Raw genomic sequence first — 17,379 nt, 5'->3', positions numbered from 1 at the left:
ATACAAAAGAAAGCCCCGCTACTAATTAGTAGCGGGGCTTTCTTTTGTACATAACAAGGCTGAATTATTCAGCGCTGGCGTTTTTCTTCGGGCGGCCAGGGCGCTTACCGGTGCTGCTAGTAGCACGTGGCTTACGCTCCTTTTTTTCGATGCGATAGCCGGGCTCCAGCATGGTATTGATTTCGGAAAGCAACTCGTTTACTTTGGCGAAGCTTTTACGAATTTGGGTGATAACGGCTTCGTTATCTTCGGCGCTGGCTAGAATTTGCTGTAGTTTGTTAAGGTCAGGAGCTGCCATGAGTATTCTTATTGTGAGAATTTTGTAGTGCGAACCAAAATTGATGTATTTTTTTATTTGCTGCAAATATATTTATCCATGCCCTGCGTTTTTTGGAGTAGCCTAACAAGAACATTAACGTTCCTGGTAGGAAAAATAAGAATGCAGCATGAAGATAAATACAATCAAGTTTACGCAACCGCGTGAGGTAAGTTAGTGCTCTGCATAAAATAATTGTGGGCTCTTAGCAGCTAATAAGGAATTTTTCTTTAACTACTCATGCGTTTGAATGCTCAGTACAACAATCTGGTAGTGGATAAATATAGCAAGTAAACGATATTTGTTAGAATATTATAAGCAATCAATTCTGCGCGTGTGCCAAGCTGTAGCAAGGTCTGAGGCGAATAGATGTGGTTGAACTAACTAATAAACTAGCTTGGCCACCTGTGAAAATAAGCTCGCGCAATTGTTAGGGCTTATGCATACGGTAATGCATCGGATACTGGAGGTAATGGATATGGGCGGAATATATGATCTAGTCGGTAAAATCAGCTTAAAAAGCAGGTTGTTGTTTCTATGTATTTACCACACTTGTAGCGCCCGGTTCCTATAGGCTTCTTCCTAGCATCATCTTGCTGCTTTCTATTTCTTTTAGTGGGTAGCTCGCCGAAGCTTATCAGGTTTATAAGTTGTTTGTGCAATGATTGGTCAGAAGTGTATTAATCACTGTGATGCGCCCGGTTGCTTAGCACGCAATGAGTGGGCGCGCTTTCTATGCTTGGTTATTGCAGCTGTAAATTACTGATTCCTTTGCATAATTTTATTGCTGCATCCTGCTGATCTATAATGTACTGCATATGTATCTCTAGCTGTTAAATTATGCATAAGTAAGAAAGCTGATAGTATATTGACAGGGCTCGGAAGGTTTCAAGCATACTTTCGGTGTATAAACATTGTATAGGAAAAATCTATTAGTAGTGCAGCACTTATCAATAAGTAAATTCTATAATGCAGCAAGTTCTTCCAACGAAGTTAAGATTGATGAAATCGATTGCATAATTAGAATTGATATGAGTGACATGAAATTTTAAGAATGTTATACCATATAAGTAGGTAGTAAAAAGCGTAGCATGTATTATAATAGGCCCGCAGTTTGTGGGTAGGAAGTGTGGCTTAGCAAAAACCAGCGCAGGGTATGGGGTACCGCTGGGTTTGTTGTACCTTGGTAGCTGCTAGAGAATAATTCCGAATTACAGTTTTTCGCTTGCGTTTCTATTCTTACGTTTTGAAGGCAGTAGCCCTGTTGGCGCTATGGGGAGGTAGTGGAATAGGCGCCACTGCGGGGCCCACGCCAGTTCGCTACTGGGTAACCTTTCGGGATAAAGCCGGCCAACGCTTTTCCCCCAGCCACTACTTTACCCCGGAAGCTCAGGCCCGCCGCCGCCGCCAGCACCTGCCCGCCGCTGACAGTACCGACTACCCTGTTCGTCCCGACTACGTGGCGCAGGTACGAGCCTCTGCGGACAGTATATTCTATGTGAGTCGCTGGCTTAACGGGGTGGCTTGCCGAGCTTCTTCGGCCCAGGCCGCTGCGCTGCGTCGGCTGCCGGGCGTGCTGGCTGTGGAAGAACTAAGCACTCCTGCTTTGCTACCTGCTAGCAAAGCTGCCTCCGCCGTAGCCGAAGGCTCAATGTACTTGTCAGCAGCTGACCGACAGTTGGCGCGCCGTCAGACGACTAGTCTCGGGAGCAACGATTTCCAGCGCAACCATTTGGATGGGCAAGGAGTGCGGATTGCTATCTTCGACGTGGGCTTCAACTCCGCCGATCATCATCGTGCGTTTGCCCATATTCGCCGCCGGAAGGGCATTGTGCAAACGTATGACTTCCTACGGCACACGCCTAACGTATACCAGGGAGGCTCGCACGGAACCGAGGTACTGTCGTGTATTGCAGGGCGCTTGCCCGATAGCACCTACCTAGGGCTGGCCCCGCAAGCCGAATTTCTACTGGCCCGCACGGAGCAGATGTACCGGGAACGGTACGCAGAGGAATTTGCTTGGCTAGCCGCCGCCGAGTGGGCAGACCAAAATGGGGCCGATATCATCAACTCCTCCTTGGGCTATACTACCCGGCGCTACTTCCCCGAGCAAATGAACGGCCGCACTAGCCTAATTGCACGGGCTGCCGAACTAGCGGTGCGCAAAGGTATCTTGGTGGTAAACGCGGCCGGTAATGATGGCGATGACAGGCATTGGCGCACGGTGGGGACCCCCGCCGATGGCGACTCCGTACTAGCCGTAGGAGGCATTGACCCCGATACTTTCCTGCACATCGATTTCAGTAGCTATGGGCCCACTGCTGATAAGCGCCTCAAGCCCAACGTGGTGGCCTTCGGAACGGTGGTAGCAGCTGCTCCTGGTGGTTACGTGCACACCCAGGGAACTTCGTTTGCCAGTCCGTTGGTAGCCGGTTTTGCTGCCTGTGTGCTGCAACAGAATCGGAACTTGCCCGTGATGGAGCTGTTCCGCCGTTTGCAAAGCGGAGCTAGCTTGTATCCTTATTTTGACTATGCCCACGGGTACGGCATTCCTCGGGCAGCAGCCTTTACCCAGCCAGTTCCAGCGCCGGCCGCCACGTTTGATTTTGTGGCGCAAAAGGATTCCATGCTGGCCGTTATCATCCGGCCCGAAGCGGCCCGCGTGCCCGCTCGCCTGCTACCGCTCTACGCCGATTCTGCCGCGGCCGTAACGCCACCCGCCGACCCTGGTAAGCTTGGGCGGGAAGAAGGCCTTCCTACTACGCCTACTGAAGAAGACCCGGCTGATCCTACTCCCATTGCCACGGCGGCAGCTCCGCCAGAATACCTGTACTGGCATATCGTAAACAAGCGGGGCGTACTGCGCCGCTACGAAGTAGTAGAAGTAAGCCAGCGGGTAATTCTGCGCTTGTCCTTGGAACGCCTACAGCCCGGTGACGTGCTACGCGTACACTACCGCGGCTACACCCAATCATACCCTGCTCCATGAGGATGAAGTCTTTCGCGCGCATCCTGTTGGCAGCGGTGCTTTTGAGTAGCTTGACGGCCTCAGTTGCCCAGGCCCAGCGTGTGCTGCTCCGCTCCGTAACGCGTTTTGATACGGTAGAAACGCGCACGGGCCCTAACCGAGCTTTTTTTCAGCATGCCTATGTAGGGTATGCTCCCGTGGTAGGGCGCTCTAAGAATTCGGGAGCCGAGTTGCGTAGTTTTAGCTCCGCGGAGCTATTTGCCGGAATGCGGTATAAATTCCGCCTTTCACAGCAGGCTGCCGTGGGGTTTGATGTACGTTACGTGCGTCTAAACTATGCCTTGGTGCAAAACGCCCAGAAAGTGCTGCCTAACGCTACCACTCATCACTCCGAAAATCTGGTGATTCAGCAGGCAGTACTGGAGCCATATATGCGCCTAAACTTCGGGCGCCGGGGCAACGTAGTTGGGCGCTATCTGGATCTTACGGCTGGAGCTGGTTGGGTTTTTGGTACCTTGCACACCTACCAGGACAGAGGCGGCAGCAATAGGGCGAAGCGGACTATAGTAAATGAGCGGGGATTGGACTATTTGGAGCGGTGGCCCCTGACAGTGGGTGCGCGCTTAGGCTCGGGTCGTTTGGTGGCAGTAGGCCGCTACCGGCTCACGCACACTTTCACGCCCAGCGCCCGCACATTCTATCCTGAGCTACCCCGCGTGGTAATAGGATTAGAGCTTGATATAATATAAAGCTGAGGAGGTAAGGCGAAAAAACAGTATTGGAAGCCGCATAATACCGTGAAACCACGGCAGTTTTAAGAACAGTAAATGCATTTGACGCGTAAATAATCGTAAAAAAAGCGGGTGTTGTGGTGGCTGGTTTTTACATAGCGTCAGCACAGAAACCACTACACCAGCCCACATAGATTCTCACATAACCTCCAGTTGTTTTTTACGGTACAGGGCTCTTGCCCGCTGTTCTGGTATAAAAATGGCTAGGCCGACCTCTTCATCCGAAAAGGCTATCGGAGGTTTTGTAATTTGCCGAACTGATTAGAAGATGGTCGACTGTCCAACAATGAAAAAGCTTGTCCTCCCCACCACCTGCGCTCTGTTACTGCTGTACACCAGTTCCTGCATCAATACGGAGCGGGAAGTGGGGAACTCCAAGAACTCCCAGCAGATATTTTCTCCCTCCCCAGAAGGTAGCCGCAATCGGGTTTCGGAACGCACGGTGCTGCGCACAGTGAATACCACCCATTACTTCTCCAACGCCAAGACGAAGGACAATTTTATTCTGCAGTTGCGCGGGCCAAAGATTGCCACGGCGCAGGCGTACTTCATCATCGTGCGTAGTACCGGCGACACCTTGCGCAAGGAAGTGATGCCCGCTACTGCGCTTATAAACGAGCGTGACCTAGCCGACCCACGAGCCGCTACTGTCCGCGACAAGGAAATTGCCATTCTGCAGGGCATGAATTCCTTTTTTGCTACCGACCGGTTTGTGCAGCCTGCCATACCACGCACTTCCGCGCAGCCTGAGAATGTAGATGTACAATCGTGGAGCTCCGTGAAAGAAGATACCCGCTCTATCGGGTTTGACTACACCGCATCGGAAGGACGGGAGCGTCGGCTTGCTTTCTCGAAGAAGTTAGGTCGTGCGGTGATAGTTGCTGAATAAACTTGTCACTACTGCCAAACAAAAAAGGCCTCACCATCTGGCGAGGCCTTTTTTGTTACTTTCTAGTCAACTAGATAGCAGTAGATGCACTCGGCCCTTAGGTAGTAGGTTCTAGAAGATATGGCCTTGGGTTGCTGGCTAAACATAAACGCGGTGTACCTCTCCGTTGAGAAGTACACCGCGCTTTACTCCAATCACCGGGGCAAACCTACCAACCCGTACATGAACAAAACATGAAGCTAGCCTGGGGCATCAAAAAAGACCCTGATGAATAGCTAGAGCTAGGCCCTCCGGGCTGGCTATGATGCTACGGGAGCAAGCCACCCTACGCGCCGTTGGGTTTGCGCACGAGACGGTAGCCCCCAAATTCGCCGATGACGGCGACACTCGTACGGGCTGCCAGCGTGTCTAGCGCGGGGGCATTAGGGCTAGGCAGGGCATACAAGTCGGCGGAATTTGGTAGTGCTTCCCGGCGCAGGGGAGCTGCCGTAAGCACGGCCTTCGCCGCTACAAAGCCGGTGCCGCCAGCTGGCAACTGCACCCGCAGCCAATCAGCGGTAGCTCCTAGTACCAACAGGGGGGTCGAGCGGGTAGCGGTGGTAAACGAAGTAGCCTTAGTGGCTGGGCTGTGGCGCAATCCTACCCGGGGTTCCCGAGCGCGCACCCACTGGCCCAGGCGGCTGGGCATGGTGCGAGGTGCCGGGGGCAGCACGTCGGCGTGGCGCACGAACGGGAAGGGGTCAACAGCGCCCTGGCCCGAACGATACACGCCGAAGTGCAAGTGGGGTGGGGTAGTGCGGGCATTGCCCGTGTTGCCAACTAGGCCGAGTGTGTCGCCTGTGCGCACTTGCTGGCCGGGCTGTACTAGCTGCTTATCGAGGTGGGCGTAGTAAATGTGCTGGCCATGCTCCGCATCAGCCAGCCACACCACGCGGCCCCCCAACTTGGTTTCATTGACGCGGGTGATATAGCCATTAGTGACGGCTACAGCCGGAGTGCCACGCTTGGCAAAAATATCAATGCCCTCGTGCCGGCGCGCGCCACCGTCGCGGGCCACCCCCCAGAAGCTACCCACAGCTACGTCGTTCTTCCCTTTCACAGGAAATCCCAAACTTGGCTCCCGCTGAATACGGACCGTGTAGCGCCCGGCGCGCAGCAGTTCTGGCTGCACCCGCAGCACATGCTGGCGGCTATCTTCGGCCACGTACCGGAAGGAAAGAGCAGCCGTATCAGCGGAGGCTAGCAGGCGCGGAGCGGCTTGCTGATCGGGGCGCAACTCAAAGGCATCCAGAAAAACACGCGGGGCTTCCGTGCCGGGTGCTAGCGTGAGGCTCACGTGAATAGCCTCGCCAGTGCGAACAAGGTAGCGGTAGCCCACTGCCACGGCGCGGTCGGCGGGGAAAAAACCGCTTTCCTGGAAAGGCAGGCTAACCGTCAGCGAATCGCGCAGTGCTTGGTCGGCTGCCCGCAGCCAGTCGCGGCCCAGCGCGGTTTCGTCGAGGCGGGCTTGGCGCAAACGACGTTCGTATTCTTCGTGGGGGTTGGCCTTCTGAAAAATGCCCTGCAGGGTTTGTGACTGGCTGCAGGCGGTTAGAAATAAGATAATTAGGAAAGCAGGTAAGGCGCGCAGGCGAGGCAACATTGAACGGGAGTAAGTAGCAAAAGAGGTACCTAGTTAAACCCGAAGCCGGTGGGAGTAGTTCGGTATGCATACTATCTGTTGGGAGTAGGGCTACCTGCCTTGTACCAGGCATATAGTGGAGGCCAGCGGACTGCGGGTCCGAAGAGCTGTAATAGTTGGTACGCGCCCTAGGGCCAGGTTATCCTACCTTTGCGAAGCTCCATTTTCTACCCACCCGTTTGTTATGCTCCACCTCACCGAATGCCGCGCGATGCCATGCAGGGCTGGTCGACCTTCATTCCCACCGCCGATAAAATAGCCTACCTCAATGCCTTGCTGCGAGTGGGCTTCGATACGCTTGATTTCGGTTCGTTTGTCTCGCCCAAAGCCATACCCCAACTCGCCGACACCACCGAGGTGCTAGCTGGCTTAGAGCTGAGCAAATCGACAACGCAGCTGTTGGCTATTGTGGCCAACCTGCGCGGTGCTGAAACGGCGGCTCAGTACTCCCAAATCCACTACATCGGTTTTCCCCTGTCCGTGTCGGAAACGTTCCAGCAGCGTAATACCAACAAAAGCATTGCCCAAGCCCTCGACGACGTGACCCGAATGCAGGAGCTGTGCGCCCGCAGTGGGCAGGAGCAGGTGGTGTACCTGAGCATGGGTTTCGGCAACCCCTATGGCGATGCCTGGAGCCCCGCCGTGCTGGGGGAGTTCACCCAGAAGCTTGCGGACTTGCGCGTGCGCAATGTGGCCTTGTCGGACACTATTGGCGTGTCTACGCCTGCCACGATTGGTCCGGCATTTCGGGAGCTTACGGCCGCCTTCCCCACCATCCGGTTTGGCGCCCACCTGCATACTACCCCTGGCAGCTGGCACGAGAAGGTGCAGGCCGCGTATGCAGCAGGCTGCCGCCACTTCGATGGGGCCTTGGGTGGCTACGGTGGCTGCCCCATGGCTGCCGACCAGCTCACGGGCAATATGCCCACCGAACGCCTCTTGGACTTCGCGCAGGAGGTAGGGCAGGCGCCTGGTTTAAACCTAGTAGCGCTAGCCGAGGCCCAAGAATGGAATCAGCGTATTTTCGCAGCGCATTAAGCTTACTTTGTTTTTGAATGGGGGAGTGCGCCGAAAAGGAGCCCTTTGCAACGTACGAACGGCTGCCCTCTACTTAGGTCAATCCTCTGAATTTCTTTCCTCATGCCAGCCGTCGACCTGTTTATTCCCTGCTTTGTAGATCAACTATTCCCCCAAACGGCCCTAAACATGGTGAAGGTGCTAGAGGCTGTGGGCTGCGAAGTGCACTACAACGCTAACCAAACCTGCTGCGGACAGCCAGCTTATAATGCGGGCTATAAGGAGCAGAGCTGCGAGGTAGCCCGCAAGTTTCTCTCCGACTTTCCAACCCAGGAGGAACGCTACATTGTGAGCCCCTCGGCTTCCTGCATTGGCATGGTGCGCAACACCTACGCCGATTTATTTGAAGGTACCGCCGATGCCGCCCGCTACCACGGAGTGCAGCGTCGCGCCTTTGAATTGACCGAGTTTCTGGTAGATGTGCTGGGCGTAACGTCCATTCCCAAGGCGCGCCTCACCGGCAAGTACACCTACCACGACTCATGTTCGGCCCTGCGCGAGTGTGGTATCCGCGAAGCACCCCGCCAGCTTCTCGATGCTATTCCTAGCCTAGAGCGCCTGGAAATGGCCGAAACGGAAACGTGCTGCGGCTTTGGTGGCACCTTTGCCGTGAAGTTTGAGGCCATATCCGTAGCCATGGCTGAGCAGAAGGTGGAGCATGCCCTTGCCACCGGTGCCGACTACCTCATTAGTACTGATACAAGCTGCCTCATGCACCTTGATGCTTACATCCGCCGGGAGAAAAAGCCCATCAAAACCCTGCACGTGGCAGATGTGCTAGCCAGCGGCTGGTAGTTAGTGAGGAAAAGTTAGCTTCTGTTTACCGGTAGGGCTAGTTATCATCACGGAAAGCGTATCAGACGAAAAGGCAGGAATAATAGTCACATCGGTTACAGCGGTGGGCTCATCCAGGGCCACTTCGTCCCGGTTCACGGTGCCGTGATGTTTCTCCAGTGCTAGTCCTACCGGGGTTATCAGCGCTACTTGAGGAGGCGCTAAAAAACCTTTGGCGGCTGCGCGGAGGGAGCAATCAGCACTGGAGTAAAATTCGGTGCTGGGCAGAAAGACCAGAATAGGCAGGGAAACAAGTGAAAAGCATATTCGGTCCAGGAAGTAAGATCCGGCTAATAAACCAGGGTATAAAAACCAGCCCCCAAAGTATAGCCTGCTACTTGTCCGGAGGTGTCGGCGGCGGATGGTAAAATAGCTGCCGCCAGCAAGCCAAGCTAACCCGAAGGGAATAGCATCTGCCATTGGCTCCGCAGGGAAACATTAAACAGTTCGAAAGCTGCCAGCTGCAGCACAGAGAAGCCCCAGCCACCCAAATGAATCCACTTGAGTAGCTGGGGCTTTTGCTGAATGGGCCGATATCTGCTACTAGCAAGCATCGGCGCGTAAAAGCCAAGCAGGCAAACAGGTAGCAGGTAAGAGCTGAAAAGCTCGCTCACACCAGCTGCCCTATCCGTTGCTTCAGGCTCTCGGAGCCTTCTACCAGGGGTAGGCGCACGGCGTCGGCGCAGAGGCCCTGGGCGGCCAGGGCAGTTTTCACGCCCACGGGGTTGCTTTCCTCGTACATTAGGGGGTTCAACTCCACGAAACCGAAAAGAAGCTGGCTAGCTGCTTGAAAGTCGCCGGCCAGGGCATAGCGAGTCATGTCGGAGAAGCGGCGCGGGAAGGCGTTGGCCAGCACCGAAATGATGCCCACGGCGCCAAAGCTAATGAGTGAGGTTGTCATCATATCATCCCCCGAAATCAGCAGGAAGTCGTCGGGTTTGCCGGCGGCAATGGCGATGCACTGCTCCAGGTTGCCGCTAGCTTCTTTGGTACCAATGATGTTGGGATGCTTTGCTAACTCCAGGGTAGTAGTCGCCGTAATGTTTGAGGCTGTGCGGCCCGGTACGTTATACAGCAACAAGGGCACGGGCGAGGCGTCGGCGAGGCGCTGGTAGTGGGCAATAATGCCCGCCTGGCTAGGCTTATTGTAGTAGGGACTAGCCGATAGGATAGCCGTAATACCTTCCAGATTAGTTGCGCGAATGGTAGCTTCTACCCCAGCCGTATCGTTGCCTCCGATGCCGTATACCAGGGGGACGCGGCCCGCTACGTGCTCTTTCGTTACCCGTAGAATTTCAGCTTTTTCTTCCGGGCTGATGGTCGGCGATTCGGCAGTAGTACCGTTGATGACGAGGTACTCCACGCCGCCTTCCAAGGTGAAATCAATCAGGCGGCGCAGGGCCGGGTAATCTATAGCGTGGTCGGGGGTGGGAGTGAAGGGAGTAACGAGAGCTACACCAGTGCCACGGAGTTTGTCCATGCGGGAAATTAGCGGTTGATTTGTAAGGGGAAACCCGCCGCAAAGGTACACTACCAACGGCGAAGGTTGATCCGCTTCCTTTCAAAAGTACGGTGCGGTTTGCGCCAAGCCGCCTTATCTCCCGCATGAACTTTACGCATTACTCTTTGCTGGCCGCTACTGCGCTGGCAACCCTCAGCATCCTGCCTGCCTGCAATGATGCTAAAACCGCAGCCGCCTCCGAAAACAAGGCAGTAACCCTGGGCACCGCCACCGACTCTGCCGAAACGGCCACCATCACGACGGCTGGTACAGCCACGGCCGCTACGACCAACAATGCTGGTAGCCCCGCTACTATTCCGGCTGCCGAGCGGGCCGATGCCGCCACTATTACGGCGCGGCCTCAGGTGCCCATTCTATGCTACCACCAGATCCGGGATTGGCGCCCGCGCGACTCGAAGGGCGCGAAGGACTACATCGTGCCGGTGGAGCAGTTTAAGGCCCAAATTAAAATGCTGGCCGACTCGGGCTACCACACCATTCTGCCCGATCAGCTATACGCCTACCTGACCACGGGTGCGGCCCTGCCCAGCAAGCCGGTGATGCTAACGTTCGACGATACCGACCTCGACCAGTTCACCATTGCCAAGCCCACCTTGGATAAATATGGCTACAAGGCCGTATACTTCATTATGACGGTAAGCCTGGGCCGCCCCAACTACATGAGCAAGGCGCAGGTGAAGCAGCTTTCCGACGAAGGCAACATCATTGGCTCGCACACCTGGGACCACCACAACGTGAAGAAGTACCAGGGCCAAGACTGGGTGACGCAGATTGAGAAGCCTACCAAGCAACTAGAAGAAATCACGGGCAAGAAAATCAACTACTTCGCCTATCCCTTTGGCCTTTGGAACCCCGAGGCTATTCCAGAGCTGAAAAAGCGTGGCATGGACGCCGCCTTTATCCTCGCCGAAAAGCGCGACCAGCAGGACCCCTTGTATACTATTCGTCGCATCATTGCCAGCGGCTATTGGAGCCCCCGCACCCTGCACAATAGCATGGTGAACAGCTTCTAGGTTTACCGACCAGACCGTACTGTCAAAAAGAAAAAGGTCTGTTTCTGGTGCCATGAGGGCATCGGAAACAGACCTTTTTGGTAGGGGCGAGGCTAACTTGGCAAAAGGTGCCTACTTTTTTACCCCACCTTTTAGCAGCGTGGTGTAGGCTCCCGCGTTGATAAGCTGCTCGAACCCTTTATCCTGCATCAGTAGGATGGTTTTGCTGCTGCGGTTGCCGGAGGCGCAGTAGATAATGTAGGATACTTTCGGGTCGAGCTGGGCTACCAGGGTAGAAAAATCGGCGGCGCGGAAGTTAAGATTTTGCGCCCCAGGCAAGTGACCCGCGGCATACTCTTCAGGGGTGCGCACGTCTAGCAAAACTGCACCGGGCTGCAGTAGCGCTTTTTTTACTTCCTCTACTGCCACAATAGGAACCGTCGGCGGCGTACTAGTAGCAGTGGGAACTGCCGGAGCAGTAGTTTGAGCTAACGTAGACAGCGGCGCCAGCAAAATACCAGCACCAAAAAGCAAACGAAATACCATACGAAACGAAGTGAGCACGACAGGCTTGTGCCAGGAGCTGTACAGATCCTATACCTGCGTTAGTGTACGATTAGAACAAAGACCCTTGCTGCCCAGGGTTAGTTTCCGGCGCTGTGGTAGGGGCGGACGGAGTTGGTGTATCAATGCCAGGTAGAGCATCCTCCGAAGCGCCGCCAATGGCCTCAGTTGCTTTGGGTAGCATTGCCAGCAGTTCAGCCTCCGTAATGATGGGCACCTTTAAATCCGTGGCTTTCTCGCGCTTGGCGGGGCCCATTTTGTCGCCGGCTACTAGGTAGCTGAGTTTCTTGCTGATGCTACCCGTTACTTTGCCGCCGTGCTGCTGAATCAGGTGTTGCAGTTCCTCGCGGCTGTGTTCCTCAAACACTCCCGACAGTACAAACGTGAGGCCCGCTAGCCGGTCGCTGGCTGCCTGGGGTGCTTCGCCCGTGAGGGCTAGTTGCACGCCCGCTGCGCGCAGTCGTTCAATCATGGCTCGGTTTTCGGTTTCCTGAAACCACGCCGCTACGGATTCTGCAATAACACCGCCTACCTCGGGAGTAGCAGCAAGCTCCGTCACAGACGCATTTTCCAGCGCCTCAATGGTGCGATAGTGAGTTGTCAGCTTTTCGGCCACAGTTTCTCCCACGTAGCGGATGCCCAGTCCAAACAGTACCCGCTCGAAGGGACCTGCTTGCTCTGCTCTAGGCCGGTCATCAAGCGCTGCACTGACTTTTCGCCCATGCGCTCAAGCTGAGCCAGCTCAGCGGCTTTGGCGGGTAGGTCGTACAAGCTAGCAGCGTCGGATACCAGGCCTAAATCAAAGAAACGACCCACCGTTTCGGCACCCAGCCCATCAATGTTCAGTGCCTTGCGCGACACATAGTGTTCCAGCTTGGCCTTTCGCTGAGGCGGGCAGCCCCGGTCGTTGGGGCAGCGGAAGTGCGCTTCGCCCTCGGGCCGGATAAGAGGCGTGCCGCAAGCCGGGCACTCGGTAGGATATACAATCGGCTGGCTCTCGGCCGGACGGGCAGCCAAGTCAACACCCGTAATCTTGGGAATGATTTCGCCACCCTTTTCCACAAATACCATGTCGCCAAGGCGCAAGTCGAGGGCGGCAATTTGGTTGGCATTGTGTACGGAGGCACGCTTTACGATGGTACCCGCCAGGGGTACGGGGTCTAGGAGGGCTACCGGGGTGACGGCGCCCGTGCGGCCTACCTGGTACTGAATGGTATGCAGCCGGGTGCGGGCAGCCTCGGCGGGATATTTGTACGCAATAGCCCAGCGCGGACTCTTAGACGTGAAGCCCAACAGCTCTTGCTGCCGAAAATCGTCTACTTTAATTACAATCCCATCGGTAGCCACGGGCAGCGTAAAGCGCTGCTTGTCCCACTGATGCACGAAATCCAGCACTTCTTCAATGGAATGACACTGGCGCCACGTATCGGACACTGGGAGCCCCCAGGTGCTCAAGGCCTGGAGGGAAGCACTGTGAGTGGGAAAGATGTTTCGGCCCGGCATCAGAAAGGAGTAGGCGAAGAAGCGCAGCTTGCGGGCCGCAACCAAAGCCGAGTCCTGGAGCTTGAGGGCCCCGCTAGCGGCATTCCGGGGGTTGGCTAATAAGGCCTCGCTATTGGCTTCACGTTCAGCGTTCAGCTCCGCAAACACCGGCAGGGGCATGAATATTTCGCCGCGCACTTCAAACTCGGCGGGTTGGGTAGGACCTCCGTACGTAGGTGGAGGGGAAGGTTTTTGATGGTGCGCACGTTGCTGGTTACCACGTCGCCGCGGGTGCCGTCGCCGCGGGTAACGCCCTGCGTGAGTTGGCCATCCTGGTAGGTCAAGCTCATGGCTACACCATCAAACTTCAGCTCGCAGACGTAGGCGTAGTCGGCACCTTCTAAGCCCCGGCGTACCCGCTCATCAAACTCGCGGAGGTCAGCTTCGGAGTAGGTATTGCCTAGGCTGAGCATGGGGTAGCGGTGCTCGGCCGTGGGAAATTGTTTGGTGATAGTGCCACCCACCCGCTGCGTGGGCGAGTTGGGAAGGGCAAACTCGGGGTATTGTTTTTCCAGCGCCTGCAACTCGGCCAACAGGCGGTCAAACTCCTGGTCGGGTATTTCGGAGATGTCGCGCTGGTAGTACTGGTAGTTGAGGTGGTGAAGGCGCTCGGTGAGGGCGGTGATATGCTGCTGAACGTCGGACATGACAAGCGTGGGGGTTGGGGCTGCAAGCTACAAACTACGCGCCTTTCCAAGCAGGGCGTAGTCAAGGCTTAAACGGCGTCAGCCGTATTGGCGCTGCCTAGTTGGTTGCGAGAAGGTAAAATACAAGAGCCCCGACAACCTGCCGGGGCTCCACATACCTAGTCTAGGTGCTAGGCGGTGCTGCTTTTATTCAGTTACTAGTACGCCGTCGGCTTCAAAGTTCAATTGGTGCTCCGGCTGGGTAATGGCTGCCACCTCCTGCCTTGATTTGCCGGCGTCTTTGGCGTAGTGCTGTAAGTCTTCTACGGGCACTGTTTCGCGGTGGGCCCAGCCATTTATAATCACAGTTTTGCCGGCAATGTCTTTGGGAACAAAGAAGGCATAGTCCTTAAAACGCACCCGCATATCCTGGCCTTCCGGAGTTTTCAGCGTGAGCCAGCAGCCTTTGGCCTGACACACGGCATCGGCAGTACCCACTAGCTTTACCTGCGCCGAATCCTTATTGCCGAGTAACTGGTTGAGAGCCGATAGAGGCTGCGCGCCTTCTGCGGTAATGGTAGCGCCGTACGTTTTGCCACCCGTAGCAGCGGGAGTGGTAGCGGCTGTTTCAGTGGGCTGGGTAGTCGGCGACGACTGGCAGGCCGCACCACCAGCCAGCAAGGTGCCCGCGAGTAAGCAGTTGAAGAGCTTCATATTGCATGCAATTAGAAACTCAACTTACGACTTTTTGCTCTTGTACTTCTCTTTTACTTTGAGTTGCTGCTCGGGTTGGGCCGCCGTTTTGTTGATGGTGGTGAGCAAACGAACCTGCTCTAGCTTGCCATTTTTCCCATACACCTCCGTCTTGACCAGCCCTACGGCGGGGGAGTAGTAATCTACGGTGCGGTTTACGGTGCGCATGACCATATCAGCCCGGGCAGCAGTGGCGCTTTCCCGTTCCGACTCCACTTTGTAACACTCAAATGTACCAGCCGGCGTGGTTACGGATTCGGTGCCCGTAATGCGCCGCTTTTGCACGCGGGTATACACCTGAGCAATATCTACGGCCGTGCTGCTTACTTGCACAGTAACGCCGCCCCCGGGCAGGGTGCTACCCACAGTGGCTGATTTGGCCACGCCAGTGGAACAGGTGCGTACGCAAACCGCCGGTCGCGGAAGGAGCGGAGGCTCTCGGGGTTTAGCTCACTGGTACCATCCGTGAAACTCGTGTCTTGGCGGCACAGGTACGTGACGTCTTGCAAGCGCAATAGCCTGTTCTTGGTATCGTAGAGGCCACTTTTTAGTAGCACCGTGTTCGTTGTAATGGTTTGCTTCTTGTTCTGCTCCGAGCCGAGCAGCACCACCCGATTGCGAATAGTACCCGCCGCTTTCCCATTAGCATCTTGAAGTTGGTACACCACTTCCATATTGTCGTAGAGCCCAAAGGGATGAGTGCAGTCATAGGCGGTAGGCGCCTGGGCGTGAGCAGCAGCAGGGGGTAAAAGAGGCAGCAGCGCACATACGCTGGCAGCAAAAAGCGGGGAACGGGTCATGAGAAAGAGGGCAGAAAAAGATGGGCAAATTGCCGCACGCACATACGAAATCCGCAGCGCCTAAGGTTCTGCTTACTGCTTAGCTTACACCAGCAAAAGCACGGTGTCAGCTCTTGCAAAGGTCTTGCCAGGGCCGCGGGGGTAGGGCGGAGGCATTCGTTCGCGTAACTTGCGCCGCGCTCCAACGTTGTCTAGAGTGCCTAGTTTGTCCCTTAATTCTCCCTCTTATGCCTGACGCTAACCAACCAACTTCTTGGGCCGACACGGCCGCTTCTTTGCTTTCCAAGCTTTCCGGTGGCGTTGAGCTGTCGTTGAACTTCGACCAAATGGAGCTGCAAATGCCCAATGCTCAAAATCCGGCGGCTCCTACTACGTTTCGGCTAAACGGGGCCCTGCGTATTCGCACCCGCGGCGAAAACCCCGCAGCAGGGGCGTCGGCAACTCCAGCTCCCAAGCCCCTTGGCTAGTGGCATAGAGCTGGAAGCGCGGCTGGTTATTACGTTTGATGGGGATGATATTCAGGTAGCGGCATCTGGTGGCTATCTGATTATCAACCTGCCCAGCCAGCGCGTACTCGATAAGCTTACCAGTGGCCCACCCAAAGACCCAAACGCCCCGCCTAAGCCTAAAACTGGCCCCCGTATTGACCCGTTGCAGCAGCTAAACGACTTGGCCTTGCAGCTTGGGCTTGTTCTGGATTTGCGGGTAGCTGGCAAAACGCACGTAACGTTCGGCGCGGGTCGCTCGGCCAAGATTACCATCAACGCAGTGTTAGGAAAAATAGGGTCGTTTTTTCGCGCCGATTAAGGCTGGAAAAGCCCCGAATCTTACGGATAACTCAGGCGAAAAAGCGTAGTCGGTGGCTGGTATTTTGCGTATCTTGCTGAAAGGCCCAGGATACTGGTAGTGCCTGACGGGCTGGAACTAATGGGCTTCGGAATGGTTTGCTTATACGCACGCAGCCCTTTTTTTCCACTCAATGAATTCTGATAAAGAACGCAAAGATAAGGTCGGTGCCGGCCGTCCTGCTTCCACCTTCCAGCGCATTGAGCGCATGCCTTCCTTGCTCATGATGCTGTACCTAGGGCTCGGCGGCATTACGGTGCTGTTTGTAGCACTGGTAGCGGCGTATGCCAAGATGCGCTACGATAGTAACTCCCCCACGGAGTTATACCCCTTGCCACGTACGTTTTCCTTGAGCACGATTGTTTTGCTAATCAGTAGCTACGTAATCAGCCAAGCCAAGCGGCTCTATCAGCAAGACGACCTCGCAAATCTTGCGCGTTGCTTGGGCGCTACGCTACTACTTAGCTGCGTATTTGCAGGGTTACAGCTACTTGGTTGGCGCGAGCTACTACAGCACGGCGTAGCCATGGACGAATTAGCTAGCGGTACGTTTCTGTACCTGATATCAGGGCTGCACGTAGCGCATTTGCTAGGTGGTATGCTGTTCCTGCTGGCTCTGCTCTTGCGCACCATACACGCCTCCCGAGACGGGGTACGTACGCTAGTGTTTATCCGAAACCCCTACCGCCGCCTGCAGCTACACATGATTACCATATATTGGCATTTCATTGATGTGCTGTGGGTCGTCTTGTTCGCAACCTTCCTTTTTCTGTACTAAAGCTTAAAGAAGCTACAAATCTCAAAGCCAAGGCCCCGCTACCAAATAGGTAGCGGGGCCTTGGGCTATAAATCACCTGGGCTGGGTGCCAGCCTAATTAGGTTGGGCGCTGAAGCTAATCGGAACAGTCAGGTACACGGGTACCGGCCGGCCATTTTGCTTACCTGCCCTGAAAGCGGGTAGGGCCTGTATCGCCCGCAAAGCCTCTTCGTCGCAACCTGAGCCAATACCTTTTTCGATTTTTGCATTGCGCACAGCCCCGTCTTCTCCTACTATAAACTTCACGAACACCTTGCCTTCTACTCCATCTCGCAAGGCGGCAGCAGGGTAGCGCACCTGGCGTGTGATGTGCGCTAGTAGGGCTTGCATACCGCCCGGAAATTCAGGCATTTGTTCTACA

At 55.3% G+C, this 17,379-nt stretch carries 18 protein-coding genes and 1 pseudogene; 9 read left to right on the top strand and 10 right to left on the bottom strand.

Going from position 1 to position 17,379, the window contains the following annotated elements; all coding sequences use genetic code 11:
- Positions 1 to 64: 64 nt before the first annotated feature.
- Positions 65 to 298 carry a hypothetical protein gene (locus VI25_RS07650; RefSeq protein ID WP_055562410.1) on the bottom strand — a complete coding sequence of 78 codons (234 nt, stop codon included), beginning with the start codon at positions 296 to 298 and terminating at the stop codon, positions 65 to 67.
- Positions 299 to 1,562: 1,264 nt separating this feature from the next.
- Here VI25_RS07650 and VI25_RS07645 point away from each other — a divergent pair.
- The 3 genes from VI25_RS07645 to VI25_RS07635 all read left to right on the top strand — a co-directional run bounded on the left by VI25_RS07645 (position 1,563) and on the right by VI25_RS07635 (position 4,964).
- Complete coding sequence (locus VI25_RS07645; RefSeq protein WP_045688014.1) at positions 1,563 to 3,305, top strand: S8 family serine peptidase; 1,743 nt, start codon at positions 1,563 to 1,565, stop codon at positions 3,303 to 3,305.
- Positions 3,306 to 3,307: 2 nt separating this feature from the next.
- Positions 3,308 to 4,033 (top strand): hypothetical protein, encoded by a 726-nt coding sequence (locus VI25_RS07640; protein ID WP_045688013.1) that lies wholly within the window; start codon positions 3,308 to 3,310, stop codon positions 4,031 to 4,033.
- A 328-nt stretch (positions 4,034 to 4,361) separates the two neighbouring features.
- Positions 4,362 to 4,964 carry a hypothetical protein gene (locus VI25_RS07635; protein ID WP_045688012.1) on the top strand — a complete coding sequence of 201 codons (603 nt, stop codon included), beginning with the start codon at positions 4,362 to 4,364 and terminating at the stop codon, positions 4,962 to 4,964.
- Between the two features lie 325 nt (positions 4,965 to 5,289).
- On the opposite strand, the gene VI25_RS07630 is transcribed toward VI25_RS07635, so the two are convergent.
- Positions 5,290 to 6,606 carry a M23 family metallopeptidase gene (locus VI25_RS07630; protein WP_045688011.1) on the bottom strand — a complete coding sequence of 439 codons (1,317 nt, stop codon included), beginning with the start codon at positions 6,604 to 6,606 and terminating at the stop codon, positions 5,290 to 5,292.
- 240 nt (positions 6,607 to 6,846) lie between these two features.
- Between VI25_RS07630 and VI25_RS07625 the strand changes: the two genes are divergently transcribed.
- Positions 6,847 to 7,683 carry a hydroxymethylglutaryl-CoA lyase gene (locus VI25_RS07625; RefSeq protein WP_045688010.1) on the top strand — a complete coding sequence of 279 codons (837 nt, stop codon included), beginning with the start codon at positions 6,847 to 6,849 and terminating at the stop codon, positions 7,681 to 7,683.
- Between the two features lie 102 nt (positions 7,684 to 7,785).
- Positions 7,786 to 8,517: a (Fe-S)-binding protein gene (locus tag VI25_RS07620; protein ID WP_055562409.1), complete on the top strand. Its 732-nt coding sequence runs from the start codon at positions 7,786 to 7,788 to the stop codon at positions 8,515 to 8,517.
- Here the strand turns inward: VI25_RS07620 and VI25_RS25075 are convergent, their stop codons facing one another.
- Both VI25_RS25075 and dapA read right to left on the bottom strand, forming a co-directional pair.
- The gene (locus tag VI25_RS25075) at positions 8,518 to 8,655 is read right to left on the bottom strand and encodes a hypothetical protein (protein ID WP_161806893.1); all 138 of its coding nucleotides are present in this window, start codon (positions 8,653 to 8,655) and stop codon (positions 8,518 to 8,520) included. It abuts the gene before it with no gap.
- A gap of 511 nt (positions 8,656 to 9,166) precedes the next feature.
- Complete coding sequence (dapA, locus tag VI25_RS07610) at positions 9,167 to 10,036, bottom strand: 4-hydroxy-tetrahydrodipicolinate synthase (RefSeq protein ID WP_045688009.1); 870 nt, start codon at positions 10,034 to 10,036, stop codon at positions 9,167 to 9,169.
- Between the two features lie 125 nt (positions 10,037 to 10,161).
- Here dapA and VI25_RS07605 point away from each other — a divergent pair, with 125 nt between their 5' ends.
- A complete protein-coding gene (locus tag VI25_RS07605) occupies positions 10,162 to 11,091 on the top strand; it encodes a polysaccharide deacetylase family protein (protein ID WP_045688008.1) in 930 nt (309 codons plus the stop codon).
- A 111-nt stretch (positions 11,092 to 11,202) separates the two neighbouring features.
- Here the strand turns inward: VI25_RS07605 and VI25_RS07600 are convergent, their stop codons facing one another.
- From VI25_RS07600 to VI25_RS07580, 5 genes and pseudogenes are all read right to left on the bottom strand, one after another.
- Positions 11,203 to 11,634 (bottom strand): rhodanese-like domain-containing protein, encoded by a 432-nt coding sequence (locus tag VI25_RS07600; protein WP_089331451.1) that lies wholly within the window; start codon positions 11,632 to 11,634, stop codon positions 11,203 to 11,205.
- 52 nt (positions 11,635 to 11,686) lie between these two features.
- A pseudogene (gene ligA, locus VI25_RS23975) lies at positions 11,687 to 13,823 on the bottom strand (NAD-dependent DNA ligase LigA).
- A gap of 186 nt (positions 13,824 to 14,009) precedes the next feature.
- Positions 14,010 to 14,516, bottom strand: a complete 507-nt coding sequence (locus VI25_RS07590; RefSeq protein WP_055562407.1) for a DUF4920 domain-containing protein — start codon at positions 14,514 to 14,516, stop codon at positions 14,010 to 14,012.
- Positions 14,517 to 14,540: 24 nt separating this feature from the next.
- Positions 14,541 to 14,888, bottom strand: coding sequence for a hypothetical protein (locus VI25_RS07585; protein ID WP_055562406.1), 348 nt, complete (start codon positions 14,886 to 14,888; stop codon positions 14,541 to 14,543).
- Complete coding sequence (locus VI25_RS07580) at positions 14,879 to 15,355, bottom strand: hypothetical protein (RefSeq protein WP_045688004.1); 477 nt, start codon at positions 15,353 to 15,355, stop codon at positions 14,879 to 14,881. Before VI25_RS07580 ends, VI25_RS07585 begins: the two co-directional genes overlap by 10 nt.
- A gap of 227 nt (positions 15,356 to 15,582) precedes the next feature.
- Between VI25_RS07580 and VI25_RS07575 the strand changes: the two genes are divergently transcribed.
- From VI25_RS07575 to VI25_RS07565, 3 genes are all read left to right on the top strand, one after another.
- Positions 15,583 to 15,822: a hypothetical protein gene (locus VI25_RS07575; RefSeq protein ID WP_045688003.1), complete on the top strand. Its 240-nt coding sequence runs from the start codon at positions 15,583 to 15,585 to the stop codon at positions 15,820 to 15,822.
- Positions 15,815 to 16,162 (top strand): hypothetical protein, encoded by a 348-nt coding sequence (locus tag VI25_RS07570; protein ID WP_045688002.1) that lies wholly within the window; start codon positions 15,815 to 15,817, stop codon positions 16,160 to 16,162. The genes VI25_RS07575 and VI25_RS07570 overlap by 8 nt, the downstream gene beginning before the upstream one ends.
- Positions 16,163 to 16,334: 172 nt before the next feature.
- Complete coding sequence (locus VI25_RS07565; protein ID WP_045688001.1) at positions 16,335 to 16,979, top strand: heme-copper oxidase subunit III; 645 nt, start codon at positions 16,335 to 16,337, stop codon at positions 16,977 to 16,979.
- Positions 16,980 to 17,072: 93 nt separating this feature from the next.
- Here VI25_RS07565 and VI25_RS07560 read toward each other — a convergent pair whose 3' ends face one another.
- Positions 17,073 to 17,369: an energy transducer TonB gene (locus VI25_RS07560; protein WP_179225425.1), complete on the bottom strand. Its 297-nt coding sequence runs from the start codon at positions 17,367 to 17,369 to the stop codon at positions 17,073 to 17,075.
- Positions 17,370 to 17,379: the final 10 nt, after the last annotated feature.

Origin of the sequence: Hymenobacter sp. AT01-02, assembly GCF_000961955.2 — a bacterium.
Classification (GTDB): Bacteria; Bacteroidota; Bacteroidia; order Cytophagales; family Hymenobacteraceae; genus Hymenobacter; species Hymenobacter mucosus.
Note: the sequence above shows the minus strand (reverse complement) of the source record. Positions and strands in the feature narration are given on the sequence as shown.